General features: G+C 30.5%; 36 protein-coding genes. 20 read left to right on the forward strand and 16 right to left on the reverse strand.

Annotated features, from left to right (window positions below; genetic code table 11):
• Position 1: 1 nt before the first annotated feature.
• From ureG to NMSP_RS00075, 3 genes are read right to left on the reverse strand one after another with little or no spacing between them, the layout of a single operon-like run.
• Positions 2 to 658, reverse strand: a complete 657-nt coding sequence (gene ureG / locus NMSP_RS00065) for an urease accessory protein UreG (RefSeq protein WP_086906898.1) — start codon at positions 656 to 658, stop codon at positions 2 to 4.
• A gap of 17 nt (positions 659 to 675) precedes the next feature.
• Positions 676 to 1,377: an urease accessory protein UreF gene (locus NMSP_RS00070; protein WP_086908290.1), complete on the reverse strand. Its 702-nt coding sequence runs from the start codon at positions 1,375 to 1,377 to the stop codon at positions 676 to 678.
• Entirely contained in the window at positions 1,367 to 1,840 is a 474-nt protein-coding gene (locus tag NMSP_RS00075; protein WP_086906899.1) for an urease accessory protein UreE, read from the reverse strand. Before NMSP_RS00075 ends, NMSP_RS00070 begins: the two co-directional genes overlap by 11 nt.
• An 85-nt stretch (positions 1,841 to 1,925) precedes the next feature.
• On the opposite strand from NMSP_RS00075, the gene NMSP_RS00080 reads away from it, so the two are divergent.
• The 5 genes from NMSP_RS00080 to NMSP_RS00100 all read left to right on the forward strand — a co-directional run bounded on the left by NMSP_RS00080 (position 1,926) and on the right by NMSP_RS00100 (position 6,997).
• A complete protein-coding gene (locus NMSP_RS00080) occupies positions 1,926 to 2,231 on the forward strand; it encodes an urease subunit gamma (protein WP_225971283.1) in 306 nt (101 codons plus the stop codon).
• Position 2,232: 1 nt separating this feature from the next.
• Positions 2,233 to 2,601 (forward strand): urease subunit beta, encoded by a 369-nt coding sequence (locus tag NMSP_RS00085; RefSeq protein WP_086906901.1) that lies wholly within the window; start codon positions 2,233 to 2,235, stop codon positions 2,599 to 2,601.
• The gene (ureC, locus tag NMSP_RS00090; protein ID WP_086906902.1) at positions 2,598 to 4,310 is read left to right on the forward strand and encodes an urease subunit alpha; all 1,713 of its coding nucleotides are present in this window, start codon (positions 2,598 to 2,600) and stop codon (positions 4,308 to 4,310) included. The genes NMSP_RS00085 and ureC overlap by 4 nt, the downstream gene beginning before the upstream one ends.
• A 220-nt stretch (positions 4,311 to 4,530) precedes the next feature.
• On the forward strand, positions 4,531 to 6,480 hold the full coding sequence (locus tag NMSP_RS00095) for a sodium:solute symporter family protein (protein WP_225971284.1): 1,950 nt from the start codon (positions 4,531 to 4,533) through the stop codon (positions 6,478 to 6,480).
• Position 6,481: 1 nt separating this feature from the next.
• Positions 6,482 to 6,997 (forward strand): hypothetical protein, encoded by a 516-nt coding sequence (locus NMSP_RS00100; protein WP_225971285.1) that lies wholly within the window; start codon positions 6,482 to 6,484, stop codon positions 6,995 to 6,997.
• Positions 6,998 to 7,143: 146 nt separating this feature from the next.
• Here NMSP_RS00100 and NMSP_RS00105 read toward each other — a convergent pair whose 3' ends face one another.
• Complete coding sequence (locus NMSP_RS00105; RefSeq protein ID WP_086906904.1) at positions 7,144 to 7,335, reverse strand: hypothetical protein; 192 nt, start codon at positions 7,333 to 7,335, stop codon at positions 7,144 to 7,146.
• An 87-nt stretch (positions 7,336 to 7,422) separates the two neighbouring features.
• Here NMSP_RS00105 and crcB point away from each other — a divergent pair, with 87 nt between their 5' ends.
• The 3 genes from crcB (at position 7,423) to NMSP_RS00120 (ending at position 8,403) form a co-directional block, all read left to right on the forward strand.
• Positions 7,423 to 7,803 (forward strand): fluoride efflux transporter CrcB, encoded by a 381-nt coding sequence (gene crcB, locus NMSP_RS00110; protein WP_086906905.1) that lies wholly within the window; start codon positions 7,423 to 7,425, stop codon positions 7,801 to 7,803.
• Between the two features lie 6 nt (positions 7,804 to 7,809).
• Positions 7,810 to 8,040 (forward strand): hypothetical protein, encoded by a 231-nt coding sequence (locus NMSP_RS00115; protein WP_086908292.1) that lies wholly within the window; start codon positions 7,810 to 7,812, stop codon positions 8,038 to 8,040.
• A gap of 99 nt (positions 8,041 to 8,139) precedes the next feature.
• Positions 8,140 to 8,403, forward strand: a complete 264-nt coding sequence (locus tag NMSP_RS00120) for a hypothetical protein (protein ID WP_225971286.1) — start codon at positions 8,140 to 8,142, stop codon at positions 8,401 to 8,403.
• Here the strand turns inward: NMSP_RS00120 and NMSP_RS00125 are convergent.
• Positions 8,393 to 9,853 carry a cation:proton antiporter gene (locus NMSP_RS00125; protein WP_086908293.1) on the reverse strand — a complete coding sequence of 487 codons (1,461 nt, stop codon included), beginning with the start codon at positions 9,851 to 9,853 and terminating at the stop codon, positions 8,393 to 8,395. The genes NMSP_RS00120 and NMSP_RS00125 overlap by 11 nt on opposite strands.
• 106 nt (positions 9,854 to 9,959) lie before the next feature.
• On the opposite strand from NMSP_RS00125, the gene NMSP_RS00130 reads away from it, so the two are divergent.
• Positions 9,960 to 10,502: a hemerythrin domain-containing protein gene (locus NMSP_RS00130; RefSeq protein ID WP_086906907.1), complete on the forward strand. Its 543-nt coding sequence runs from the start codon at positions 9,960 to 9,962 to the stop codon at positions 10,500 to 10,502.
• Between the two features lie 37 nt (positions 10,503 to 10,539).
• Positions 10,540 to 11,055, forward strand: a complete 516-nt coding sequence (gene cysC / locus NMSP_RS00135; protein ID WP_086906908.1) for an adenylyl-sulfate kinase — start codon at positions 10,540 to 10,542, stop codon at positions 11,053 to 11,055.
• Here the strand turns inward: cysC and NMSP_RS00140 are convergent.
• The 4 genes from NMSP_RS00140 to NMSP_RS00155 all read right to left on the reverse strand — a co-directional run bounded on the left by NMSP_RS00140 (position 11,047) and on the right by NMSP_RS00155 (position 13,568).
• A complete protein-coding gene (locus tag NMSP_RS00140) occupies positions 11,047 to 11,862 on the reverse strand; it encodes a 3'(2'),5'-bisphosphate nucleotidase CysQ family protein (protein WP_086906909.1) in 816 nt (271 codons plus the stop codon). The two genes, cysC and NMSP_RS00140, sit on opposite strands and share 9 nt — an antisense overlap.
• 13 nt (positions 11,863 to 11,875) lie before the next feature.
• The gene (locus tag NMSP_RS00145; RefSeq protein ID WP_086906910.1) at positions 11,876 to 12,085 is read right to left on the reverse strand and encodes a hypothetical protein; all 210 of its coding nucleotides are present in this window, start codon (positions 12,083 to 12,085) and stop codon (positions 11,876 to 11,878) included.
• A 40-nt stretch (positions 12,086 to 12,125) separates the two neighbouring features.
• Positions 12,126 to 12,869 (reverse strand): SDR family NAD(P)-dependent oxidoreductase, encoded by a 744-nt coding sequence (locus tag NMSP_RS00150; protein ID WP_086906911.1) that lies wholly within the window; start codon positions 12,867 to 12,869, stop codon positions 12,126 to 12,128.
• Between the two features lie 261 nt (positions 12,870 to 13,130).
• Positions 13,131 to 13,568 (reverse strand): hypothetical protein, encoded by a 438-nt coding sequence (locus tag NMSP_RS00155; RefSeq protein WP_086906912.1) that lies wholly within the window; start codon positions 13,566 to 13,568, stop codon positions 13,131 to 13,133.
• Between the two features lie 115 nt (positions 13,569 to 13,683).
• On the opposite strand from NMSP_RS00155, the gene NMSP_RS00160 reads away from it, so the two are divergent.
• The gene (locus tag NMSP_RS00160; RefSeq protein ID WP_086906913.1) at positions 13,684 to 14,325 is read left to right on the forward strand and encodes a Snf7 family protein; all 642 of its coding nucleotides are present in this window, start codon (positions 13,684 to 13,686) and stop codon (positions 14,323 to 14,325) included.
• On the opposite strand, the gene NMSP_RS00165 is transcribed toward NMSP_RS00160, so the two are convergent.
• The gene (locus NMSP_RS00165) at positions 14,322 to 14,795 is read right to left on the reverse strand and encodes a transcriptional regulator (RefSeq protein WP_086906914.1); all 474 of its coding nucleotides are present in this window, start codon (positions 14,793 to 14,795) and stop codon (positions 14,322 to 14,324) included. The two genes, NMSP_RS00160 and NMSP_RS00165, sit on opposite strands and share 4 nt — an antisense overlap.
• A 231-nt stretch (positions 14,796 to 15,026) precedes the next feature.
• Between NMSP_RS00165 and NMSP_RS00170 the strand changes: the two genes are divergently transcribed.
• The 7 genes from NMSP_RS00170 to NMSP_RS00200 all read left to right on the forward strand — a co-directional run bounded on the left by NMSP_RS00170 (position 15,027) and on the right by NMSP_RS00200 (position 19,050).
• Positions 15,027 to 15,314, forward strand: a complete 288-nt coding sequence (locus tag NMSP_RS00170) for a winged helix-turn-helix domain-containing protein (protein WP_192866175.1) — start codon at positions 15,027 to 15,029, stop codon at positions 15,312 to 15,314.
• Positions 15,315 to 15,410: 96 nt separating this feature from the next.
• The gene (locus NMSP_RS00175) at positions 15,411 to 16,331 is read left to right on the forward strand and encodes a helix-turn-helix transcriptional regulator (RefSeq protein WP_318779016.1); all 921 of its coding nucleotides are present in this window, start codon (positions 15,411 to 15,413) and stop codon (positions 16,329 to 16,331) included.
• Entirely contained in the window at positions 16,328 to 17,158 is an 831-nt protein-coding gene (locus NMSP_RS00180) for a hypothetical protein (RefSeq protein WP_086906917.1), read from the forward strand. Before NMSP_RS00175 ends, NMSP_RS00180 begins: the two co-directional genes overlap by 4 nt.
• Positions 17,159 to 17,189: 31 nt before the next feature.
• On the forward strand, positions 17,190 to 17,384 hold the full coding sequence (locus NMSP_RS00185) for a hypothetical protein (protein ID WP_086906918.1): 195 nt from the start codon (positions 17,190 to 17,192) through the stop codon (positions 17,382 to 17,384).
• A gap of 44 nt (positions 17,385 to 17,428) precedes the next feature.
• Positions 17,429 to 18,142 (forward strand): 7-carboxy-7-deazaguanine synthase QueE, encoded by a 714-nt coding sequence (locus NMSP_RS00190; RefSeq protein WP_086906919.1) that lies wholly within the window; start codon positions 17,429 to 17,431, stop codon positions 18,140 to 18,142.
• A 63-nt stretch (positions 18,143 to 18,205) separates the two neighbouring features.
• A complete protein-coding gene (folE, locus tag NMSP_RS00195) occupies positions 18,206 to 18,763 on the forward strand; it encodes a GTP cyclohydrolase I FolE (protein WP_086906920.1) in 558 nt (185 codons plus the stop codon).
• Positions 18,764 to 18,804: 41 nt separating this feature from the next.
• Complete coding sequence (locus NMSP_RS00200) at positions 18,805 to 19,050, forward strand: hypothetical protein (protein ID WP_086906921.1); 246 nt, start codon at positions 18,805 to 18,807, stop codon at positions 19,048 to 19,050.
• A 5-nt stretch (positions 19,051 to 19,055) separates the two neighbouring features.
• Here NMSP_RS00200 and NMSP_RS00205 read toward each other — a convergent pair whose 3' ends face one another.
• The 3 genes from NMSP_RS00205 to NMSP_RS00215 are packed head-to-tail and all read right to left on the reverse strand — an operon-like array spanning position 19,056 to position 21,427.
• The gene (locus tag NMSP_RS00205) at positions 19,056 to 19,730 is read right to left on the reverse strand and encodes a 7-cyano-7-deazaguanine synthase (protein WP_086906922.1); all 675 of its coding nucleotides are present in this window, start codon (positions 19,728 to 19,730) and stop codon (positions 19,056 to 19,058) included.
• A gap of 14 nt (positions 19,731 to 19,744) precedes the next feature.
• Positions 19,745 to 20,668, reverse strand: a complete 924-nt coding sequence (locus tag NMSP_RS00210; protein ID WP_086906923.1) for a homoserine kinase — start codon at positions 20,666 to 20,668, stop codon at positions 19,745 to 19,747.
• Positions 20,669 to 21,427, reverse strand: coding sequence for an ATP/GTP-binding protein (locus NMSP_RS00215; protein ID WP_086906924.1), 759 nt, complete (start codon positions 21,425 to 21,427; stop codon positions 20,669 to 20,671).
• A 192-nt stretch (positions 21,428 to 21,619) separates the two neighbouring features.
• On the opposite strand from NMSP_RS00215, the gene NMSP_RS00220 reads away from it, so the two are divergent.
• Together NMSP_RS00220 and NMSP_RS00225 are read left to right on the forward strand one after the other, a co-directional pair.
• Positions 21,620 to 22,636 (forward strand): lysylphosphatidylglycerol synthase transmembrane domain-containing protein, encoded by a 1,017-nt coding sequence (locus NMSP_RS00220; protein ID WP_086906925.1) that lies wholly within the window; start codon positions 21,620 to 21,622, stop codon positions 22,634 to 22,636.
• Positions 22,637 to 22,670: 34 nt separating this feature from the next.
• Complete coding sequence (locus NMSP_RS00225) at positions 22,671 to 23,471, forward strand: SDR family NAD(P)-dependent oxidoreductase (protein WP_086906926.1); 801 nt, start codon at positions 22,671 to 22,673, stop codon at positions 23,469 to 23,471.
• A 5-nt stretch (positions 23,472 to 23,476) separates the two neighbouring features.
• On the opposite strand, the gene NMSP_RS00230 is transcribed toward NMSP_RS00225, so the two are convergent.
• The 3 genes from NMSP_RS00230 to NMSP_RS00240 all read right to left on the reverse strand — a co-directional run bounded on the left by NMSP_RS00230 (position 23,477) and on the right by NMSP_RS00240 (position 25,588).
• On the reverse strand, positions 23,477 to 23,875 hold the full coding sequence (locus NMSP_RS00230) for a hypothetical protein (protein ID WP_086906927.1): 399 nt from the start codon (positions 23,873 to 23,875) through the stop codon (positions 23,477 to 23,479).
• A 12-nt stretch (positions 23,876 to 23,887) separates the two neighbouring features.
• Positions 23,888 to 24,199, reverse strand: coding sequence for a hypothetical protein (locus NMSP_RS00235; RefSeq protein ID WP_086906928.1), 312 nt, complete (start codon positions 24,197 to 24,199; stop codon positions 23,888 to 23,890).
• A gap of 153 nt (positions 24,200 to 24,352) precedes the next feature.
• Positions 24,353 to 25,588, reverse strand: coding sequence for a glycosyltransferase (locus tag NMSP_RS00240; RefSeq protein ID WP_086906929.1), 1,236 nt, complete (start codon positions 25,586 to 25,588; stop codon positions 24,353 to 24,355).
• Positions 25,589 to 25,612 lie beyond the last annotated feature (24 nt).

Below are 25,612 nucleotides of genomic sequence, written 5' to 3' on the forward strand. Positions count from 1 at the left end.
TTTACACTTTTTTTAAATTATTTGATTTAGGTAGAGAATCTAATAGTAAATCATGAATAATATGTTCTGCAATTTTTTTAATACCTTGGTCTGTTTTACAATTAATAAATTCAAATGGTTTTTCTTTTCGAATTTTTTCAGCATCTGTTTTCATAATTTCTAAATTTGCGCCAACCAACTCTGCAAGATCTATTTTATTAATCACCAAAAGATCACAATTAGTAATTCCTAATCCGCCTTTCCTTGGATATTTATCGCCTCCTGCAACATCAATTATGTAAATAAAATAATCTGCTAGTATTGGACTAAATGTTGTTGTGATGTTGTCTCCCCCACTTTCAATTATAATTAAATCTAATTCAGGATGATTATCTTCCATTTCTTCAATTATTGCTAAATTCATCGAAGGATCTTCTCTAACTGCAGTATGAGGGCATCCTCCTGTTGCAAGACCAATTACCATATTTTCTGGTAATAATCCTCTTTTTGTAGATAGATTGTTTCTAATTCTATCCGCATCTTCTTTTGAAATTACATCATTTGAAATTATACTGATACTATAACCAATTTCAGCTAACATAGGCACAAGACGTTCAATCAACATACTTTTTCCAGAACCAACTGGTCCTCCTATGCCTATTCTTGGTATGTGGGTCATAAAACAAAAATTAATTTTTATGTAATAAACATTTTAGAATCCATTTTTTCATGTGACATTTGGATTATATCAAATTGTGGAGCAAATTGCCACATGTCAAAAATTGATTTATTAGAATTATTTTTTAATGTTTGAATAATTATTGGTTTAATTTCGTGAAGAATTTTTTGACCTTCTAAATGTTGAATTAATCCCAATCTTAAAGCTGCTCCTATAATGCTAACAGTAAAACCATATAATAGCATTGTAAGGCTTTTTTCTTTTCTAATTTTTAATGCGTTACAACATATTGCAAATGATACTGGAAATGTTCCATGTATTTTTTTATTTTTAATTGCTTTTTGAAAATTATTTAATATTTGATCATCCTTTACAAATTCACTAACACATTTGACTAATTGAATTCCTGAATTTACAGATGCTTTTCTAATTTCTCTAATTGGTTTCATTATAAATGCAATTTCATCTACTTGAATTATTTTTTGGAAATCATTATTTTCAGCATTAGTATATGCATTTGAAAGTGCAACACAATCTGATGGACCTATTTGTTGTTCAATATTCACTTTAATCATATTTTTAATATCGTCTATTCCTTTGATTTCATTATTAGAAAAAAGAAATTCTAATCCATTTGATGTTGCATAAAGTCCTGTAGGAAAAAATGAATCTGAAAGCTGCATCACTGCAAGTTCTTCATTAATTTCATCAATGTTCATGTACATCAGCACTAGTATGTGGTAAAAAGATCTCTTCTTGAATTTCTAATTCAATCGAATCAATAATTTCTTTGAAAAGCCTTTGAAATATTTCTAATTCTGAATCTTCTTGAATTGGAAATAATATCATTTTATCCTTTATTGCAATTGGTCTGTGCCTATTTCCAATAATATGCCCCAATAATATGCCTATTTTCTCATTATTTTGCTTTAATTTTACTGAAATTACTTTTTCTGTTATTTGTTCAACAATAATTTTTACCTCCTCATTTCCGATAATATCTCCATGTTTGAGTTTTGTATTTGAATCAAGATTTATTCCAACATCAGTACCTAAATTTGTCTTTTTTCTCAAAATTCTTTTTTCTAAATCCACTCTTGAAATTTTTAATTTTTCTAAATTATTATTTTCAGAATTATTTTCTTTGAAAATATTTCCTAAAATTGAATTAATATTTATCATGACTATCTTCTAATCTTGATAAAGTTATAGTTTTTTAATTTATGTTTGAATTATTATATACATTAAGTAAATACTATAATTATTGATGCTCACGCCTAGAGAAATTGAAAAATTAAATATTTTTGTTGCAGCTGAATTAGCACGTAAAAGACAAGGAAGAGGTTTAAAATTAAATCACCCAGAAGCTGTAGCTATTCTTGCTGATCATATTTTAGAAGGTGCTAGAGATGGAAGATCAGTTCCTGAATTAATGAGTTCGGGAAAACAAGTACTAAAAAAAGATCAAGTATTACCTGGAGTTTCAGAATTAATTCATTCTATACAAGTTGAAGCAACTTTTGATGATGGTACAAAATTAGTAACTGTTCATGATCCTATAGGTGAGAATTAAAATGATTCCTGGTGAATTTTTTTTATCTGAAGATCCTATTATTGCTAATGTAGGAAAATCAGTAATAATATTAGATGTTAAAAATACTGGTGATAGACCAATTCAAGTTGGATCTCATGCACATTTTTTTGAAATTAATAAGGCATTAGAATTTTCAAGAAAAAAATCCTATGGATTTCATTTGAATATTCCTGCAGGAACTTCCATAAGATTTGAGCCTGGAGATAGTAAAAAAATTGAATTAACAGAATTTTCTGGGAAAAAAATTGTTTATGGATTTAGTGGATTAGTAAATGGTTCACTATCTGAAAAACAAAATGAAGCATTCTCAAAAGCAAAAGAACAAGGATTTCGAGGTATGGAATTATGACTCTAAATATTTCTAGAAAAAATTATGCTGATCTGTTTGGTCCTACAACTGGTGATAGAATTCGTCTTGCTGATACTGATTTAATTATTGAAATTGAAAAGGATTTGATCAAATATGGTGATGAATCAGTTTTTGGTGGTGGAAAAAGTATTCGAGATGGAATGGGACAAGCTAGCGGGGTATCCAGAGATGAATCACTTGATCTTGTCATTACTAATGCAATAATTTTAGATCCTGTTTTAGGAATTATCAAAGCTGACATTGGTGTAAAGGATGGAAGAATTGTAGGTGTTGGAAATGCTGGTAATCCAAATATTGCTGATGATGTGGATATGATAATTTCATCTAACACTGAAATTATTGCTGGTGAAAATACAATTTGTACTCCTGGTACCATTGATTCACACATTCATTTTATTTCTCCACAACAAGCCACACATGCAATTTGTAATGGAACTACAACAATGATTGGTGGTGGAACAGGTCCAGCTGATGGAACAAATGCCACAACATGCACGCCTGGAAAATGGAATATTCACAGAATGATAGAATCTGTAGATAATTTTCCAATGAATTTTGGTTTTCTTGCAAAAGGAAATGATTCACTTGAATCTGCATTATTTGATCAAATTGAATCCGGAGCTTGTGGATTAAAATTACATGAGGATTGGGGAACAACTCCAGCTACAATAAATTCTGCACTAAATGTTGCTGATAAAACTGATACACAAGTTGCTATACATACTGATACACTAAATGAATGTGGATTTGTTGATGATACAATCGCAGCAATCGCAGGTAGAACAATTCATACTTATCATACAGAAGGTGCGGGAGGAGGACATGCTCCAGATATTTTAAAAATTGCTAGTGAAACTAACATTTTACCATCATCAACAAATCCAACACGACCATTTACTGTAAACACTCTATCAGAACATCTTGATATGATGATGGTTTGTCACCATCTTAATTCATCCGTACCTGAAGATATTTCCTTTGCTGAATCTAGAATACGAGGTGAAACAATTGCTGCAGAAGATGTGCTACATGATATTGGTGTTCTCAGTATGATGTCTTCTGATAGTCAGGCAATGGGAAGAGTTGGAGAAGTAACTACAAGAAATTGGCAAACTGCAGATAAAATGAAAAAAATGACTGGAAGTTTGCCCGAAGACAATTCTCAAAATGATAATTTTAGAGTTAAACGCTACCTTGCAAAAATTACAATTAATCCAGCAATTACGCATGGAATTTCAGATCATGTTGGTAGTTTGCAGTCTGGAAGATTAGCTGATATTGTAATTTGGTCTCCACAATTTTTTGGTGTAAAACCTAAAATGATTATCAAGGGTGGATTCATTGCTTATTCTTTAATGGGTGATCCAAATGCATCAATACCAACTACTGAACCAATTTTATATCGACCTATGTTTGGATCATTTGGTAAAGCAGTTCAATCAACATCTGTAATTTTTACATCTAAATTAGCATTAGATAATGGTATGCAAGAAAAAATTAATTGTGATAAAAAATTGGTTGCAGTAAAAAATTGTCGTTGTATTGGGAAAAAAGAAATGTTGTATAATGATGCAACACCTGAGATAGATGTGAATCCTGAAACATATGAAGTAAAAGTGAATGGAAAAATTACTACAACTGATCCTGCAACAAAATTATCTTTAGGTAGACTGTATCATTTATTCTAATTATTTCCAAAAAATTATTTTTCACGAGACAAGGCGTTTCAATTATTTAAATTCTAATTATTTCCAAAAAATTATTTTTCACGAGACAAGGCGTTTCAATTATTTAAATTCTATTTTAATTGCTGAATTCAAAGAAATTTATAATTCCTTAAGTAGTTGATTACCACTATTTCCGCTAGTGTCCATCCCTAGATCCATCTACGCGTTTTCGATCTTAGCTTTGATTGCTGTCATTACTGTGTCTAGTATTCCTCAATCCGTATACGCAGCAGGTGCAATCTCTGAAGGTTTTGCTGTTGGAGAAGCCTTGCCAGAATGGATCGGTTGGGCCATTGTTGTTGGTTTAGGAATGGTTTTTGCTGTAATTATTACAGTAGAGGTAAAAATTGAAGAAAAATACCTAGGTGTCAGTCAAACATCTGAAATGTTTAACACAGCAGGAAGAACAATCAAAACAGGTCTTACTGCAGCAGCAATTGTTTCAGCATGGACGTGGGCTGCAACATTACTTCAATCATCAACTGTGGCATATCAATATGGTATCAGTGGTCCATTTTGGTACGCAGCAGGTGCATCCATTCAGGTTTTATTATTTGGAATTTTAGCTATTGAACTAAAACGAAAAGCACCAAATGCACACACGTTCTTAGAAATTATTCGCGCAAGATATGGTAATGGTTCTCACAAAATATTCTTAGTTTTTGCATTAATGACAAACATGATTGTAACTGCAATGCTTCTTCTTGGAGGTTCTGCAGTTGTAAATGGTTTAACCGGCATGGATATTTCATTGGCTGCATTCTTAATTCCAATAGGTGTTATGATTTACACTTTAGTTGGTGGATTAAAAGCAACTTTTGTTGCAGATTACATGCACACTATCATTATTTTTGTAGTCATCTTAACCTTCGTTGCAGCTGTCTATGTCAATACTGACATTACTGGTGGTATAGAAGGAATGTATGAAAAATTAGTACAAGCAGCTGAAATAAGACCGGTTGAGGGTAATGCCGCAGGTGCTTTCTTGACAATGGCATCAGCTGGTGGTTTGATGTTTGGTATCATTAACATAGTTGGAAACTTTGGAACTGTCTTTGTAGATCAGGCGTATTGGCAACGTGCAATTGCAGCTCAACCAGGATCAACTGTGAAAGGTTTCTTACTTGGTGGACTATGTTGGTTTGCCATTCCATTTACACTTGCAACAACGATGGGTCTGACGGCGGTAGCGCTTGATGTGGATATTACTATGCAACAAGCTCAAATGGGCTTAGTAGTTCCAGCTGCAGCAACTGCTCTAATGGGTGAAATTGGAGCAATTATGGTATTAACAATGTTATTCATGGCAGTAACTTCTGCAGGATCTGCGGAATTAATTGCAGTATCCTCTCTGGTTACATATGATCTGTATAGAACTTACAAGAATCCAAAAGCATCAGGTAAGCAGCTTGTTAAAGTATCTAGGGCGACGATTGTTGCGTTCGGGCTTGGTATGGGTGGTCTAGCTGTAGTACTACTTAGTATGGGTCTAAGTCTTGGATTCGTGTATTTAGCAATGGGTATCTTGATTGGTTCAGCAGTAATTCCAATTGCATTGACGATACTGTGGTCCAAAACTAACAAAGTTGCTGCGACAGCGGGAGCAGTTATTGGATTATTCTGTTCAACAACTGTATGGGTAATAACAGCATCTGGTGCAGGTGGTTTTGTCGAATCAGGTGGTGTTATTGACTTAGCTAGTCTAGGTAACAATTACGCTATGCTATTCGCAAACATCACAGCAATCCTATCAGGTGGTATAATTGCAATAATTGGAAGTCTTGCAGCAGGTAAAACATTTGATTGGAATGATCTTAAAACAAAGATTACTCTTGTAGAAGTCTCTGCTGCGGATCAAGCTGCAGCAGCAGAAGATGAAGAGACATTAAAGAGAGCATTCAAGTTTAGTCTTAAAGGAGGAGGCATCATGACTTTAATCCTTATCATCGCATGGCCATTGCCATTAATTGCATCAGGATATGTATTTGAAATGGGCTCTTATGCTGTATGGGTAGGAATCTCAATAGTATGGGTAGGAATTGCATCTGCAATAATCATCTTCTTACCAATAATTGAGGCAAGAAAGGGAATAGCAAAAGTCTTTAGTGGAAATAGCACAAAAGGAGCATAATATGACTTCATGCACAGGATGTAACGCATCATTGGGATTTAAAAAATATAATTTTCAAAAACAATGGAGAATTCCTGGATATTTTTGTAGAGAGTGTATGAAAAAAATGGGCCAAGACTTTGATGATCATGGTAGGATCACTCTTCCTAAGAGATCATGTGATTCATGTCATCAAGATTTCTATTTTTTGACTCAAACATGGCAAAATAAAAAACGACACCGTTGTTGTGATGTTTGTAAAGATATTGTAGATATTGAAGCATCTTCAGCCAAATATGATGAAGAACCCTATCTGCCACCAGTTCCTTCTAGAGTTCCAATAATGATGGCTATTTTTGCAGCTTTTGGTGTATTGTTAATGCTTGCTGGATTGGCATATGTTTTATTAAATTCCGATTTAGGAATTTTACACATTATTGTTGGTAGCTCTATGACTGCTGGTGGATTTATGCTTGCACGAAAAATGGTTAAAGTTAGAAATGTAATTTTAGGTAAAATTTCAACATCTCAAAAATGATCTGAATTTTTAAATCCTATAATGTTTTTACTAATACTATGAGAACAAGTGATCCAAAATATAGAAAATATATGCTAGCATTGATGGGAGTATGTGCAGCAATTATTGTAATAGTAAATATGCCAAAGTGAATTTAATTAATAATTCTATTTTTTAATTGATTCTAAAGAATGCCCACGATTTGTAATCATTTGTGTAACTGCCTCTATAGTATAATCAAGCCCATGTTCTTCTTCAAAATGATCTCTTAATTTTCCAATCAAGCCCATAGTTAATTCCTCATCTAAAACATGATCACATTCATAACCATAATCATTACATCTTATTTTGATTGACATTACGTTTTTGAATTCTCAAAGCTATAAAAATGTCAGCATATTTTTTTGATAATACCACTAATAAGCCCTAAAAGCAATTTCATATCAATGAAAGGTTTGGAATTTATTTTTCTTGGAATGGGCTCTGTTCTAGGTGCATTTCTAAGATACAAACTTACTGAATCACCATTAATTTTCAATACATTACCTGTTAACGTTTTGATAGTCAATATTGCTGGAGCATTTATTCTTGGAGTATTTGTAGTAGTTTCACAACAATGGCATCTTGATTCAAAATATTCGTTATTTGCTGCTGTTGGTTTTTGTGGTTCATTGACTACAATGTCTGCCTTTGCACTTGATTCTAGTAATCTACTTGAAAGTAACCAATACATTTCATTTATTGTTAATATTTTCACAAATGTTGGATTATCTATTGCAGCCTTAATTGGAGGAAAATCCTTAATGACTGCAATAATTAATAATTAATTGAAGATGGTTTACTCATATCAGGTAGTTAAATTCCAAACAATTTCATTTGTAAATGGAGTTCATTGGTCTCAATCTGTTAGTGATAAAGGAATTTTGTACAAATCACTAAAGGATCCCTTTTCAAAATTAATTGTACAATCTCAAAATGGCTCAAAAAAATTATACCATATTCCAAAAGATCGAACAGTTGTTGTAAATAATGATACTGTACATTTTCTAGGTGAACCAGCTTGAGCAGCATTACTAATTTTGATAAATATCAAATTGAATTTATATCACTAATTTTGTATTAGGATATTGTTAGAACTAACCAAGAAAGTATTTGGAAATATCATGACTCAAGAAATTATTGGTTCAGAACCATCTATTTCTGAAATAAAGATTAGATTTGAAAAAGAATTTCAAGCATTAATTAAAAATCTAGAATCAATTTCAAAACAAAACTTGGAAAATATTTTAGAACAACAAAAAATTTCTCAAAAACATGTGAATACCAGACCTGGAGCTATGGCTTTGAATCAAAGTAAAATTGAGATGTTTAATGATTACAATAACAAATATCTAAAAAAAATTAATGAAAAATTTACTACTTTTTAGAATCGTCTGATGGTTTTACAAATCCACCATCTAATTTTTCATGATATTCATCTACTTCTTCAGTAATAATTTCATTATCTGGTGAATCGTCTGATGGTTTTACAAATCCACCTTGAATTGAATCTGGTGGTGGAATTTTTTTTGATTTTCCTAACCCTATTGTTGTAATAATTACAGAGGATAAAATTATGAAAAATATCATTTGTGGGTATGCTTCTGCATTTGGTAATCCCATAGTTATTGGATAAGTTGCAAGTACTGCAGCAGCTAAACCCCTTGGAATCATCGAATTTGTTACTGATTTATCTAATCTAGAAAATCTTTTTGTTAAAACAGCTTTTACAACACCTGCTCTGCCAACAAATACTGCAATTGTTATCACAATTCCAAATATCATATATTCAATTTGTCCAAATGTTGCCATTAACCCGACAAATACAAAGAAAAATGATCTTACCAAAAATGTCAGTTGATTGTGGGTTGGATCATCCATCTCAATTCTAGGAACCTTGAATCTAAGAATTCTGGAAAGATGTCTTTTGTTACCAATCATTAAACCAAATACTAAGGCTGTTAGTGCTCCTGATTCTCCAAATGAATTTGCCAAGAAAAATAATACAAATAATATAGATAATGTCAACATATACGCGTGTTGTGCATTTCCAAATTTTGTTGAAATATACATCCAAGGTATTCCCACACCAAATCCTAAAACTAAACCAACTACTACTGCTCTACCAATTGTTTCTTGTAATGTTTGTAAATCAAAATGACCTGCTAGTACTGCTTCAAATAGAATGAATGCAATAATTGTAGCAAGAATATCAGTAACTGCTGACTCAAAACTTAAAATTGATTTAGTTTTTTCTGAAATTCTGATATTTCTTACTAAACCAAAAACAATTGCTGAACTACTACCTCCAACAATTGAAGCTAACAAAATACTCTCTAACCATGTCCACTCTAATACATAATGAGCACCAACTGAAATTATTATTACTGATAAAATAAAACCAACAAGTGCTAGTGTTAGTGAATAATGAGCAGTTTTTACTACATGTTTGATATCTAAATTTAATCCACCATCAAACATGATAATTATCAATGCAAGTGCTGCAAAATATGGGACGACTTGAATAACGGCTTCAGCTTGAATAATTCCAAACACTGGCCCTATAATTACACCTAGAATCATTAAAAATGCTACATCTGGAATACCTGTTTTTTTAAAAAATGCTTCACCTGCAACTCCAAGAAATATTACAACACCTGCTGCAAGTAATATTATTGGTGCAGCAGCAATTGGCTCATCCTGTATTGATAATGAAGAAATTGACGTTTGTATTTCTGTCAGTTTATTCAAAATAACTGATGAATTAATTTCTGAAAATGAAAAACCTTCAATTTGTGATGTTATCAAATTTAATATTGTTAAAGTAATTGTATCCATTACTAATTGATTGAAATTATATATGGTTAAAAAGTAAACTGAATTTTTCATGAGTGTTTTGATAGTTTGTAAAACATTAAATCCAATACAAGAATAATTTTTGTTATTGAGTGCGACTGATTCATTACGTGAAGATCATAAACAAATTAGGCGTTTAGATAAAATAATCATAAAATGTTATACAGAACTTTATGCAGGCAAAAATATTCCAATTTCAGATTTAGAAAAAATTACAATTATTATTGAGGAATTCTTTGATTCAATTCATTATTCTCGAGAAGAGGATTCATATTTTCCATGCGTTGCAAGTTATGATCATTTAAAACAAGAAATTCGAGCATTGTTAATTGAACATGAGTTTTCAAGAAGAATTGCAATTCAAATAAAAAAGCATGTAAAACGATGGAAAAATGGTGAAGATGCACGAGAACCTGTTGCAAGATTTTTGAAAACATACTCTACTTATCTAATGGATCACATGAAAAAGGAAGAAAATTTCTTTGACAAAGCCGAAGCTGAAATAATTTCTAAAGAGGAGGAGTTTGAAATGTATGAGCAATTCAAATCTGTAATGACAGTTTCAAAAAAAATGGAAGATATGATTAAAGAGATTGATTATTTAGAAAAACAAAATTGGGTTCAAAATTAACGTAAGCTCTTTATTAGTAATTTCAACATTTTTGAATATGAAACCTTTCATTCTTTGGATGACTGGTCTTCCTTGTTCAGGCAAGACCACAATTGTAAAAGATTTGCAGAAAGACATTCCAAATTTGGCAATGCTTGATGGTGATGAACTAAGAGAATGGTTCTCACCAAAAGATTTCTCAAAAGCAGGACGTGATGAACATAACAAAAAAGTTGCTCATTTAGCTAAGCTTTTGCTAAATCATGGTGTTCCAAGTGTAGTATCTCTAGTTTCACCATACATCGAAAATAGAGAAAATGCTAGGGAAATTATTTCTGCAGGTGATCAATTTGCAGAAGTGTATGTAAAGTGTTCATTAGCAAAATGTGAAGAAAGAGATGTCAAAGGCATGTATGCCAAGGCTCGAAAAGGAGAGATTAAAGGATTTACAGGAATAGATGATCCTTATGAGGCTCCAGAAAAAGCAGATTTAGTTATTGATACCGAACATGAACCTCTTGCAGATAGTGCAAATAAAGTAAAGGACTTTCTTAATGAAAGAAACCTACTCTAATTTTTTAAATTCTGTTAAAATTTTTTCATGAATTAACCCATTGGTTACTAAGATGCCATTTTGATGATACACATTTTCGTTGTTGTATGTTAATTCATTTCCTGACATATCTGTCATTTTTCCACCAGCTTCTGAAATAATACAATGAGATGCAGCTGTATCCCATTCTTTCATTTTATTTGTTGTAGTGATGTATACTTCGGCTTGACCTGAACTAATTTTACCAACTTTTAATGAACTTCCTATACTTGTAAAATCCTTAATTCCTATTTTTTCAATGAAATCTTTTTCTTTATCTGATAAATGATGTCTAGAACCTATTGTTCTACATTTAGGAAGTTCAGAAATTTTAGTAACTGATATTTTCTCCCACTCATTATCTGAATATCTAAAAGCACCAGCATTTTTTTGTGCAACGAATAAGGTTTTTTCAGTTGGCCATGCAATTACACCTAAAATTGGTTTTTGATTTTGTACTAATGCAATCATTACTGTAAATTCTCCAGTCTTATCAATAAAATCAGAAGTTCCATCAAGCGGATCAATTATCCAAATTATATCATTTGATAATCTAGTTTTATCATCAACATCTTCTTCAGAAAGAATTGAATGTTTTGTGACTGAGAGAATTTCTTTAATTATTTTATTACTTTGTAAATCTGCATCTGTTACTGGGGAATTGTCAGTTTTAGTGAACGTTTTGAAACCTTTTTCATAAATTCTTAAAATTCTATTTCCTGCTTCTTGTGCAGCTTTAATTGCAAGATCTAACTCTGGAATTTTATTTGAAATTGGAATGTTATTCAATTATGGTTTTTCCTTATGTCGTTAATTCTGGTTTCAAAGACCATGCAACTCCTAGCATGATAAATGGAATTGACATGACCCCAATTATTCCTAAAACTGTGTTAAATTGAGCGTCAGAAACTGCAGGGTTGTTAATTATCCATGGTAGTGGTAATGTAATTACTATCCAAATTGCCCCTAAGAGAATTATTAGTTTAGCTCTAAATTTTTTCTTACTTTCCATATCATTTCGTAATTTTGGGTTGTATTAAATTCATGTGAATTTATTTAATTGATTCTCCTCCATCAACTGTTAGTATTGCTCCAGTGACCCATGATGCATCATCTGATGTAAAATACAATGCAGCTTTTCCAATTTCTTCAGGTTGACCAATTCTTCCTAATGGATGTTCATTATTCATAAATTCTATATCTTTTTGATTTTTTAAAAATGGTTTTGTCATATCTGTGTCAACTACTCCTGGGCAAATGCAATTAACTCTAATTTTGTCTTTAGCATATTCTAATGCCCAACATTTTGTGAGTACAATTAAAGCAGCTTTTGAAGCTGAATATGCATCTGCATTAAATCCTTGATATGCTTTTAATCCTGCATCAGATGAGATGTTAATTATACAACCAGATGTTTTTTGTAAATGTGGTATTGCCTCTTTAGTAAATCTAAACTGTCCAGTTAAATTAACGTCTAATACCTCATTCCATTCCTCCTCATCAATTTCATGTAATTGTTTTATTTTTGGAAATATTCCTGCATTATTTACTAAAATATCTAGTTTGCCAAATTTTTCAATTGTTTTATTTAATACATTTTGAACTTCACTCTTTTTTTTAATATCGCATGTTATTCCAAATGAATTTGTAATTTGTGCTTCAGCTTTTTTTATTTTTTCAGAGTCTTTTGATGTAATTACTACTAGTGCCCCATTTTCAGATAGAATTTTTGCAATTGCAAATCCAATTCCTCTGCTTCCACCAGTGACTAAAGCAATTTTACCTGTTAATTTCATCAGTTTCAAAATTCAATTTCGTAATTTATAGATCAATTTGATGAAAAATTATTAAAATAATTTAATAATATTCACTATTATCAGTAATTATTGTTAAAAAATCTTAAATATTGAATTTTTCTATAATAGTTAATGTCGAAAGTTGTTATTTCTATCGACTAATTTGCGTAGCCCCGCAGAACGAAAAAGGCACTCAGGCGTTTGACGCTTGACCACAAGAGGAAATCTCTTATTGTTCTGCAGTTATGGGGTTTACGCCTTTTACCTTATCAAATCTACTGATACTGAACCCCTCACATTCCCATTTGGATTAATAGTGATTGAAATTTCTTGTAATGAATCGATTGTAATTTTTTTATTTCCCTCATATTTCCATGTAAAATATTTTGCAGTTTCAGATTCATGTGGAATGCCTACAAGTTCAAAATTTTCTTCAAATACATAATTTTGACCAATTAATTTTATTGATAAAATTTCAGGACTGCTACCATTTGGAACAAATCTAAAAAAATATGTTCCTGACTTGATCAAAAATTCTTTAGTATAAACTCCATTAGTATAAAGTTCAGGGTCTGCTAAAGTTATGTGAAATATGTCGTCATTGATTTTTTCATCTTCATCTGATAAACCTGTAATCCAATCAAATGCAACAAATCCCAATATGGGAATAATTACCATAATCAGTATTTTTTTATTCATAACACAAATCACAAATTCTATTATAAAAAATATTTTTTATTCAGCTAACTAAATTTCACGTACTGTTAACCAAATTTTACACTTGAAATTAAGTATTAACTCCAGAATCTAATTTATGACTGGTCTTAATGATAAATGGTCCAAACAACCAAAAACAGGCATAGCTGATAAAATTAATGACACAATCAAGCCTAAAGGCCCATTAAAACCACGAGTTCAAGATGGTATTAAAAAATTACAATCACAAATCAAAAAATTAGATTCTATGTTATCCAGTTTAAAAGAACGTGATGCTAAATTATTTCAAAGAATTGTTACTGCAACACAAAATCATGATGTTCAAACTAGTAAAGTTCTAGGAAATGAATTAGCTGAAGTTCGTAAAGTCACAAAAATTTTAAGCAGTGCTAGAATTGCTTTAGAACAAATTGAATTAAGATTATCTACATGTAATGATCTTGGTGATACTGTAGTTGCTATGGTACCTACAATGGGATTAATGAAGAATCTAAAATCATCACTTGGAAAAGTAATGCCTGGTGCAGAACAAGAAATTGGTCAAATGGCAGAAATGCTTGGAGGATTTATGACTGAAAGTTTCGCAGGTGATGCAGCATTTGGTATAGATGAAACAACTAATGCAGAATCTGAGAAAATTTTACAAGAGGCTTCTGCTGTTGCTGAAAGTTCAACTGGTGAAATGTTCCCATCTGTTCCATCTGCTAGTAAAGAACAAACAAGCTCTAAATTTTTCTAATTTTCTACAGAATCTCTGCTTTCTTTAATTTGTTTAACTCTATTTCCTTCATCTCCTACGATAGTATCAATACCTGAAAGCTTATCTCTCAAATTATTGATTATTGTAGCTACTTCATCTGCTTCATTTTCTACTTTCATTCTTTTATCTGCTAGTTGCTGAATTCCTCTATTTTCTTCATCAATGTATTCACTAACTTTTTGTAATTTTTCTTTAAGATTTTTGATATCTACTGATTCTTCTTCTATATCTTTTTCAAGCATTGTTCTTTTATCTTTAAGATTTTTTATCATTAAACCCACATAATCAATTGCTTCTTCTAATTTTGCGCGTTTTCCCATTAATTCTCCAATACCTATAGTTGATTCGCTATTTGCTGATGGTTCTACTGATTCTTCTACGCTGACATTCTCTTCAATTCTTTCTTCCATCATTTCCCCTCCTTTTTCTTCTTTGAACTTATCAAACATTTTATGATTTTCTATTGAAATTGGGAATAAAAAGTTATTATGAATCTCAAAGCTGACCTTGTGAATGAATTTTAATCCAATTTTTTAGCCTCATTTTGACACAAATTCTGAGAAAATTCTCATTTTTAGCAAAATTAGGGGATTTTTTTCAGTGAAACGGGCGTTCCGCTTTGTGTTCCGCTATAAAGTTTCAAAATGTTCCTCATTAACAACACCATTCTATACTAATGCATGTCAAAACAACAGTATAGGTCCGAAATGGGCATAATGGGTGATATCTTAGACGTAACTGCCAATGGTGGTCGCGATGGAATCATTGTATCTGCAATCTCTCGAAAAGCCAACCTATCTCACTATGCAGTATTAGACAAATGTGAGAAATTGGTAGAAGCTGGCTTAGTAGAATCAGTCAAAAATGATAGAAATAGAGTCTTTCAAATAACTGAAAAAGGTCTAGGCTTTTTCCAGGAATTCAAAAGATTTCAAAATCTAGTAGAAAGCATGAATCTAAGGTATTGATCTCAATTGAGCCTATTAATCGAACCAATCCAATCGAAAAAATCTCTAGGAGACGAGGGAATACTTTTTGTAAGGAATGACAGTATCTTTGATACAATGGTCAAATTGCCCCTTTTGGTAGCTAGTATGATAGTTGTAGCAGCTTTAATACCAATCCAATCTTCCTTTAGTTCTCCTAGAGATCTTGATCTAATTATTTATGCAGATGGTTCTACTCATGTTTCAACTGAAATTGACGTTGACCCATTTCTAACTGATTATGAAGTAAATCTTTTTGGAAACACTATTGATAATTTAGTTGTGATAGGAGATGATGGTTTTCTCTTAGATGTTGATGTGATAGGCGATACAGCTTTAATCCAAACTTTTGGTTCATCTGTAGTAACTATTGAATATGATATTCATGATTTAGTTTCTAAACAAGGTAGGCTATGGACGTTCTCTTTAGATTCTCCTTCTGATTTTACATTATTACTACCAAAAAATTCTGCTATAGTTGGTATGACAAATTTACCATTGAATATGGAAATAATAAATGAACAAAATCAATTAACATTATCTTCAGGTTCAACTGAAATAGATTATTTTTTTAGTACTAATTTAATTTCAACTCCAATTGAAGAAATAAAAAGTGAAGAAGACAATTTTTTGTATGCAATTGCAGGTGGAATTGCTGCAATTGTTTTAGTTTCTGTTATCATATTTGTTCGAAATAAACAAAAAGATGTTAAAACAATTAATGAAGTTGTAACAATTCAAAAAAATAATAATTTAGATCTTGAAACAATTTTTAAATTAAAACCTGATTTAAGAGAGGATGACAAGGAATTAGTGAAATTTATTTTTGATAATAATGGCGAAGCACTTGAAAGTGAATTACGAAAAAATTTCTTACAGCCTAGAACCACAATGTGGCGTGCAGTAAAGCGATTAGAACGTGAGGGTGTAATTGAAATAGAAAAGAAAGATTTACAAAATTTGGTAAAATTACGCAAGAATATGGAGGAAGATAATTGAAAAAATTAGCATTATTTGCAATAATTGTTTTGATTTTTGGCACAATGTCTCCATCATTAGTTAATCATGCATATGGACAAAATGATCCGAGTATTCTTTTACGTATTGCTGTACAAGCAGATAAACAAATTGTAAATCAATTAGATAAAAAATATGAAAATAAAATACCAAATAATATCAATATTTTATATGATAAAGGACATAGAGCAGTCAAATCATTAGATCAATCATTGTCAAATAATGATATTGAAAAAGCTAAACAAGATTTTCTTTTAGCAATGAATTCATTTATGCAAATTTCTAGAATTATCTCACAATCATCCGAAAAAATTGTAGTAAATGTTCCAGTAAACACTAATCAAAATTTTGAATCTAAAATAGATAGAATAGAAAAATATGTAAAAACTTTAGAATCAATTTCTCAAAAGCATAATAAAATTGATCAAAATAAAGACGAATTTACTAAGGCTTATTCATTAATTAAACAAATACGTAATCAAATCAATTCTAATGAAAATCCCTCTGACAATATTAGTGAATTAAATAATTTGATGAATTCTATTAAAAAGGAAATACGTAATTCTATAGCTGAAAAGCAATCTAAAACTATTAAAAATTTCTTTGAGAAATTCCTTTCTCAAATTGATCAAAAATTAATGGAAGCAAAAGATCTGGATAGGGAACAAATTGGAATTGATAAGGCAAATGAGTTAATTCTTGAAATTCGAGAATTACTATCAAAAAATCAAATTAATGATGCAAAAAAAGTGTATTCTGAATTAAAAGTTGTTCTAAAAGATATTGGAATTTCTGTTAAGATAACATAAGCTTCATATACATTTTGTAAAGAGTTCCAACATGGTCTCAAAATCAATTATTGTAGGAGTAGGTATTCCGATGATTGTAATTGGTGCTTTAATGGCTTGGTTATGGTCTCCAATGGGTGGAGAATTACAAAGTCAAGTTGAGTTAATTGGTAGTACAATTGGGATTTTGGGTGTAGTATTCTTTATTTCTGGATTATTTTATACAAAAGAACCGAAAATTGTATAGATTGAACTCATTAAATAAATAATGAAAAAAATTAGTATTATTACTTGAAAGTAAGACTATTTGAAATATTCACATCAGTTGAGGGAGAAGGTATTCTTTATGGAACAAAAACTCTTTTTGTAAGACTTGCTGGATGTCCTTTCACATGTTTTTATTGTGACACTAAAGAATCATTACCGCTTGATTCTGGTGACGAATATTCAATTGATGATGCAATTCAATTAATTGATTCTAATTTACAAAATCAAACTTACAAAGTAAATTTCACTGGAGGCGATCCTCTAATTCAACATCAAGCTGTTGCTCAATTAGCAAAACATATTCAGATGAAAAAAATTCCTACATATTTAGAATCATCATGTTTTGATGTTGATCGTTTTAACCATGTTTTACCTTTTATTGACATTGTAAAAATTGAATTCAAAACACAGGATTCTGACTTTGTAGATTCTGAACATTATAACAAATTAATTAGTCATACAATGAAATGTCTTGAATCTTCTGTAAATTCTAAAAAAACAACTTTTATCAAAATTGTCGTTAGTTCAAAAACTCAACCAACTGAATTCAAAAAATTAATTACAAATATTTTTGAAATTATTTCAAAGGATAACATTGATGGATTTGTAATTCAACCAACTTATGGAGTTTCTGAACCTTCTTTGGATTTACTGCTTAATTTGTATGATATAGTATTTCCATATTATATTGATGTCAAGGTGGTCCCTCAATTGCATAAATTCATTGGAGCACCATAATCTTAGCACCTGCCTAAAAATCAGATTAGGTTCAAATACTAGAAAAAATGGGTTAAATTACAAATGGATGAAGAACGTGTAAAAAAACTTGTAAGAGAATTAATCATTGAAGTTGGTGAAGATCCAACACGTGAGGGATTAAGAGAAACTCCTAAACGAATTGCAAGTATGTATAAAGAAATTTTTGCTGGCTATGACTCTGATTCAGAATTATCTGTACAATTTTCAGAAGATTCTGATGTTGTTATTGCTCGTGACATTCAATTTTATTCAATGTGTGAACATCACATGTTACCATTTTATGGTAAAATTCACATTGCTTACTCTCCAAACGGTAGAGTCTTTGGGATTTCAAAATTAGTTAGATTAGTTGAAAAATACTCAAAAAGATTACAAATTCAAGAACGTGTAACCAAAAATATTGCCGATGAATTATATTCACAGGGAGTAAAAGGCGTTGCAGTTTTTGCTGATGCTGAGCATCTTTGTATGAAAATGCGTGGAGTCAGAAATGATGCAACCCTTTCTTCTTCAGCATTTAGAGGAATTTATGAAAATAAAGAAGAAAAAGAGGGTATTTTGGCATTAATTAGAAAACGTTCATCAGATTCTTCCTTTTAGATATCTCAAAAATTAAATAATCAATATTTTTCATCATCAATATGGGAAAAGCAAATCCATATGTTCACATTCCAAAAGAGTCATTTCCAAGTTGGATTTGGTATGCAGCTGAATGTGTTGGTCTTATTGTAATTGCATTTCTATCTGCAGTTTTGATTACTGATACATTTGAGGATTTAACTACAGAACAACACAACTATATGATAACTGGAATTTTTGCATCATTCTTTCTAGTTTGGTATGTGATAATTAGAAGCTTAATTCTAAAAAAGAAAATTCTAAAATAATTAAATTATTTCAAATATTTTGTTTTATCTGTAATTCCTGCTTTTTTAAATGCAATTTTTCTATTATTGCAAGATTCACAAATTCCACAATGTGATTTCTTATTTGCATAACAACTCCAAGTTTTAAAAATTGAATCACCCAAATTCTTTAAACCGGATTTTAGCAAATCACTTTTTGATAATCCCTTTCGATACGGTGACCAAATTTCAATATTTTTTCGCAATTTTGAATTTATCCCATCTATTTCTCCCTCATTAAATGCATTTTCTAATTTTTTTGCAAATTTTGGACGACAATCTGGATAATTTGTGTCACCTGTATGTGCTCCATAAACTACTAGAGATGCATTTAGTGTAAATGCCCATGCAGATGCTATTGAAAGAAATACTGCATTTCTGATTGGAACAACAATTGAATATTCAAACTTAGTAGGAATTTTTCTTTTTGTACTGGTTAAAACATTTGAATTTCCATAAAGATTTTTCATAAAATCTATATCGATAATTTTATGTTCCTTTAACCCAAGTTTTTTTGCAAAAGATTTAGCTGCCTTAATTTCCATATTTGCTTTTTGACCATATGAAAATGTAATTCCATATAATTCGTATTTTGATTTTAATAATGATGCAACACATACTGAATCTACCCCGCCACTAAATACAATCACTGCTTTTTTCATATTTCCTCATTTGATTATTTTTTTTGGTGTATTGCACCCTTGCTTGGTTTACAGATTATTGTTTGACAATCAATATTTTTTGATTTAAATCCTCTTGTCATTGCAGAACTGATTTTTTTTAAATCAAATGAATTTTTTGAAAATGCAATTACAGAAGGTCCTGCACCACTAATTGTTACGCCATATGCACCTGCTTTTAGCGCATTTTGCTTCACTTTTTCATATCCTGGAATCATATGTTGTCTGGCAGGTTCAACAATTACATCTTTAATTGAATTTCCAATTAATTCTGAATCCTTATTCATAAATCCTGCAACTATTGCAGAGGCATTTGATAAATTTAGTATAGCATCTGTTAATTTAATATTTTTAGGAATTACTCCTCTTGAAACTTTAGTTTTCTTTTTTGGAACATCAATTTTTGGAACTGCAACACACATTCTTAGATTTGTTGGCGCATCTATTGAAATTACATTTAATGGATTTGTTTTAACAATTACAAATCCTCCTAAAACTGATGCTGCAACGTTATCATAATGAATTGTTCCGGCACTAGCTTTTTCACCAAATCCTGCAAATTCTACTAATTCATTTGAACTTAATTTAATTTTAAATAATTTATCAAATGCTACGGCAGTTGCAGCAGCAGATCCGGCACTGCTTCCCATTCCAAATCCTGCAGGGATTCCTTTTTTAATTTGAATTTCAACACCACTTTTAATTTTCAACTTTTTTTTCATATTTTTTACAACTAATCCAGCTGTGTTATTTTCTGGATTGGTGGGAATATTGTCATCTGTAACTATGGTAATTCCTTTTTTTGTTTTCGTTAATGTAACTTCATCGTAAAAAGCATCTATAGCTAATCCAAATGTATCAAATCCTGGACCTAAATTGGCTGTAGACGATGGTGCCCTAACTGTAATTTTTGATATCAACTAATCTTCTACCTCCTCGCCTAAATTAAGAATTCTGCTTAATGCACTCTCAAGATTTACAATTCCATCTCCAGTTAAATTTGAAATTGGTATTAATCCCTGTTCAAATTCACTAAGATTCAGTCCTCGTAAAATACTTGTAGTCAATGAATATGTTTCACCATCTGTATCATTAGATATTGCATTTTCTAATGTATTCGTATTTGTTGACCACTGCAAAATATCTTTTAATTTAGTATCTATTACATCTGTTTTTGTTATTGCATTTATTGTTGGCAAATTAAGTCGTAATCTAATTGATGTTGCAAGGAGTGCAATTGATACAAAATTTACTGGGGTAGTAATTATTGAACCATCAAAAAGAAAAATACTTGCTTTTTCATCAGATGTTATTTGATCTATGATAAATCTTCCACTAGAGCGATATGCAAATAATTCAATTTGTCCTGGAGTGTCGACAATTAGATAATCTGGATTAATATTATTTACATCATTTTGTATTTCATCAATTTTTGACGCAATCAAATCATTTGCCATCACCAATCCGCCATTTGGTCCAAGATTATATTCTTGCATTATCGAAACATAATCAACATAATCTCTAACATCAACATCACAATTGTAAGGCATACTTTCAACACCTGGATCTAAATTTAACGTTGCAGCAAAAGCTCCATTTCTTGTATAATATTCATATAATTTTGATACAAGTGATGATTTTCCTGAACCAGCTGTACCAGTAACAAAAATTGTTTTCAATCTGTGTAGATTTCTTTTCTTTGCTTATATTTTAAACTAGATTACTATCAAGAAATTTTTGAGCTAAATTTTGGAAATATCTTAAAATCGAATTTTATTTAAATTAGCAATTCTCTGTGCCTGAATCTAGGCATGAAAACCCATTACCATTTTTATCAACTTTCATATTTGATTCCTTAAAAAAAATATCAAATGAACTGGAGACTCGTAGCCATACCTGTTACTCTGATCCCAATTATTCTAATTGCTATTCAATTTGATATTCAACCAGAAGATATTCTTGCAATTGGTATTTTTCCATTTGTGGGTGCAATAATCGCAATGATGATAAAATTGGTTTTACAGGGAGTAAAATTTGCATATATTACAAGAAAATATCTTGGCAATACTGATTCATTTCTAAAATTGATTGGTGTAAGAGTGGGTAGTGAATTCATTAAATTTACAACACCAATGTTTATCGGAGCAGAGTTTATTGTCATTTATTACTTAAAGAAAAAAGGAATAGAGCTTTCTAAAGCTACGTGGATCGCACTTGTTGATATTGTTACTGAAGTACTTGCAGCAGGTATATTGTCAATGCTAGCAGGAATCATTGCGTTATTGAATGGTGCATATGTTGTTGGAATAGTAATTTTAGCTACTAGTATTTCAATTACCGCACTATGGATGGTTATGTTTATGTTATCTTCTAAACATACATTTCAAGTTCCAAATGTTTTAGAATCTCTTGTTAAAAAATTGGCAAAACAAAAAGGAACAAAAATTATTGATCAAACAAATGACTGGATGGAAGAAACCTGTACCATTATTAGAGAAAATTTCAGAAGACCCGAATCTAAAAAAATCTTTACTGTTTCATTTTTAGTTTCAATTGCTTCTTGGTCATTTTATGGAATATCATTTATGATTATTACAATGGGAACTGGTTTCATCATAAATGTATTTGATTCCATCATGGCAGTAATGGGTGCCAACGCAATTGGTAATTTACCTATCACAATTGGTGGTTCAGGCCTAGCTGAATTTGGAATTATAGCATATCTAAATAATTTGAATCCATTTGATTTTACTATCACTGAAGGAATTTTAGGTTGGGATGCAGTAATTGGATGGAGAATTGCAACATATTATGTTCCAATAGCAATTACATGGCTTTTATTAGTAAAATTAGCCTTGAGTAAAATTCCAAAAACAGAAAATAAATAGAAACCACTTTATCATTAAAGTATTTTTTTTATTTGTGGATTTTAAAAATAAAGTAATTTTAATCACTGGAGCATCATCAGGTATTGGTAAACAAACTGCAATTGAATTTGCAAAATTAGGTTCAATTATAATTTTAGTTGCAAGAAGAAAGGATAAACTAGAAGAATTAGAAAAAGAATTAAAAAAATTTAATGTGACCACATTGGTTTGTGATTGTGATGTTTCAAAAAAAGACCAAGTAGAAGCCATGTCAAAAATAGTAATTCAAAAATTTAACTCTGTTGATATTTTAGTAAATAATGCTGGATTTGCTATTTATGGTTCTGTTTCAGATCTATCAATAAATGATATAGAATCTCAAATGGAAACAAATTATTTTGGTATGATTTACTGCGTCAAAAATTTTCTTCCACTAATGATTGAGAAAAAATCTGGACATATTGTTAATGTTGCATCTGTAGCTGCAAGTTTTGGACTACCTGGAATTGCATCTTATTGTGCTTCAAAATTTGCAATGCTGGGTTTTTCTGAAGGTCTTAAACATGAATTAAGTGGTAGTGGAGTTGGAATTACTGTTGTCAGTCCTATAATGGTGAAAACTGATTTTTTTGAACATCCTTCATTTGAAAAAATGCCAAAATATTCTCCAACATCTCTAAATGCTACAACAGTAGCAAAAGCAATTTTAAAAGCTGCAAATTCATCCAGGCTTGAAATTATTGTGCCATCAGTAGTTCGTGGTGCAGTATGGATCAAACATACATTTCCATATTTTATAAATCCAATTTTAGGGAAATCTTTTAAAAAACAATTAGATTCTACTAAAGAGAACTGATTTAATTACTCAATATCATCTTCTGAGGATTGATTGGATCCACCTTCATCAATCAATTTAATTGATTTTAAATCAAATTGATAAATAGCATTCATTTCAATTTCTTTTTCTTTTTCTAAAAATTCTGAAACTTTTTTACTTAATGGAGCTTTATGCTGATCAAAAGTAAATTCATACACAACTCCTTTCTCTAATTCTTTAATCTTAATCTTTTTTGCCACATCCATTGTAACTATCTGTCTTCCATCTTCTAAGGCATCATACAATTGAACATCAATTTTATTATCATCATGATAAAATTCTAATACATATCCTGAAATTTTTAATTCTTTAGGTTTTTTGAATTTAGCATTTTGAATCTCATCAGTAACCCATTCAGGAATATCGTCTTTCTTTTTTGCCATTTTAAAATACCACTAACTATCTAGATTCTTATCTTTTTTACTTTTATTCCACCATTCAAGATAATCATCACTCTTATCATCACGTGTTCTTTCTTTTTGATTTAATTTGTATCTAATATCTGAAATTTGTTCTCTTGATGCATATAATCCACATTTTTTACAAATGAAATTTTTAGTATTTTTATCCATTTCCATTGGTATGTCAACTTCATCGTATAATTTGTAAAGTTCTTGTCTATCTCTATCTTCTTCAGCTACTTCTTCTTCGTATTTAGTTAGAATTTTCTTTTTTGCTCTTGCTGTACATTCAGGACAAACAACCAATGAAATTCAGATTAATTTTTTCCATAAAAGCGTTCGCACTACTAATTTGATCGATTTTTTTATCTGACACGCGGATTTTTTCATCATCCCTTGCGGTCCGTTCGCCCATCGAAATCCCGCGTGCCAGATGAGATTTTTTTTTAAAATTATCTATTATCTCTTTTCTTCTAAAATTTCAGATGCAATTTTTGCTGAATTTTCTGCTCCATTTGGAATAAAATTCTTTGAAAAATCTTTCAAATTATCTTCAAAATCATCATAATTCTCCTTAATTTTTGAAATTGCACTGATTACATGTTTGGTTTTAATGGCTAAAACTCCAAGATTTTTTTCTTGAGCCCATTTGATATTATTGGTATGTTCATCATATATGGGAATTCCAATTATTGGCTTTGATTTTCCTCCCATTATTTCACCCATAACAGTATGTGAACCATTAACCACAGCATATCCACATAAATTCAAAACTGTGTCTTTTTCTTGTTCTGAGAGGAATCCAATATCAATTTGAATCCAATCGATTTTTTTTTCTAACGCATCTGATATTGAATACTTTTTACCATCTGTTCCTAAAACTGAATCTATGTTTGGCTCATTTCTTGCATGTGAGATAATTCTTTTCTCATTTCTCATTTCATTTTGATTAAATGCCTTTTCATATCTTAGACCTGTTCCATCATTTGTTGATTTATTACCTGTTCTCATCCAATATCCAAAATTATTATTTTCAATCAATTTTTCTAAATCTGTTTTGGTTTTAATTTCATTTTTTTTACCATTTGTAAAATGACCAACATAAACTACTTTATGTTCAGATTCTTTAATGAAATTTAGATTATATTCACACATGGTATATGGAGGTGGTGAATCTGCAACAAGAATTTTTGTCGCTTTATTGATTTGTTTTGCAATAAAAATTAACGATGGATAAAGATATGATCTTGAATTATATAATTTTGGTCTAAATTGATTTGTTACAAATAAACTTGGAATATTTCTATTATTTGCTAAAATATTTGATCCCATATCTCCATCGTTAATTACTAAATCAAATTTTTCTTTATTGTACAGTTTCCTTTCTTCTCTCAAATAATTAATTATTTGTCTAATTAATGATGGATTATTTGAAATTGGTAATAGAATATTCATTAATGATTTTGAAACACTAGGACCAAATTTTCCATCAATAGGTGTGGGCATTAAAATTTCATGGATTTTTTCTTTTTTTTCTGGAAATTTTTTCAATAATTTTTCAATTACATGATCTTTGCTTGAAAAATGGACATCCAATTCATCTTTAATTTGAACTGATAATGCATCATTTAGCCTCATCATCCTAGAATAATGACCACTTCCCCATGGGTAGATGAATTCACCTATTTTGAGCACAATTTCTTATCAAATATGCTGTTT

The sequence above is a fragment of the Candidatus Nitrosomarinus catalina genome, assembly GCF_002156965.1.
In the GTDB taxonomy this organism is placed as follows: Archaea; Thermoproteota; Nitrososphaeria; order Nitrososphaerales; family Nitrosopumilaceae; genus Nitrosopumilus; species Nitrosopumilus catalinensis.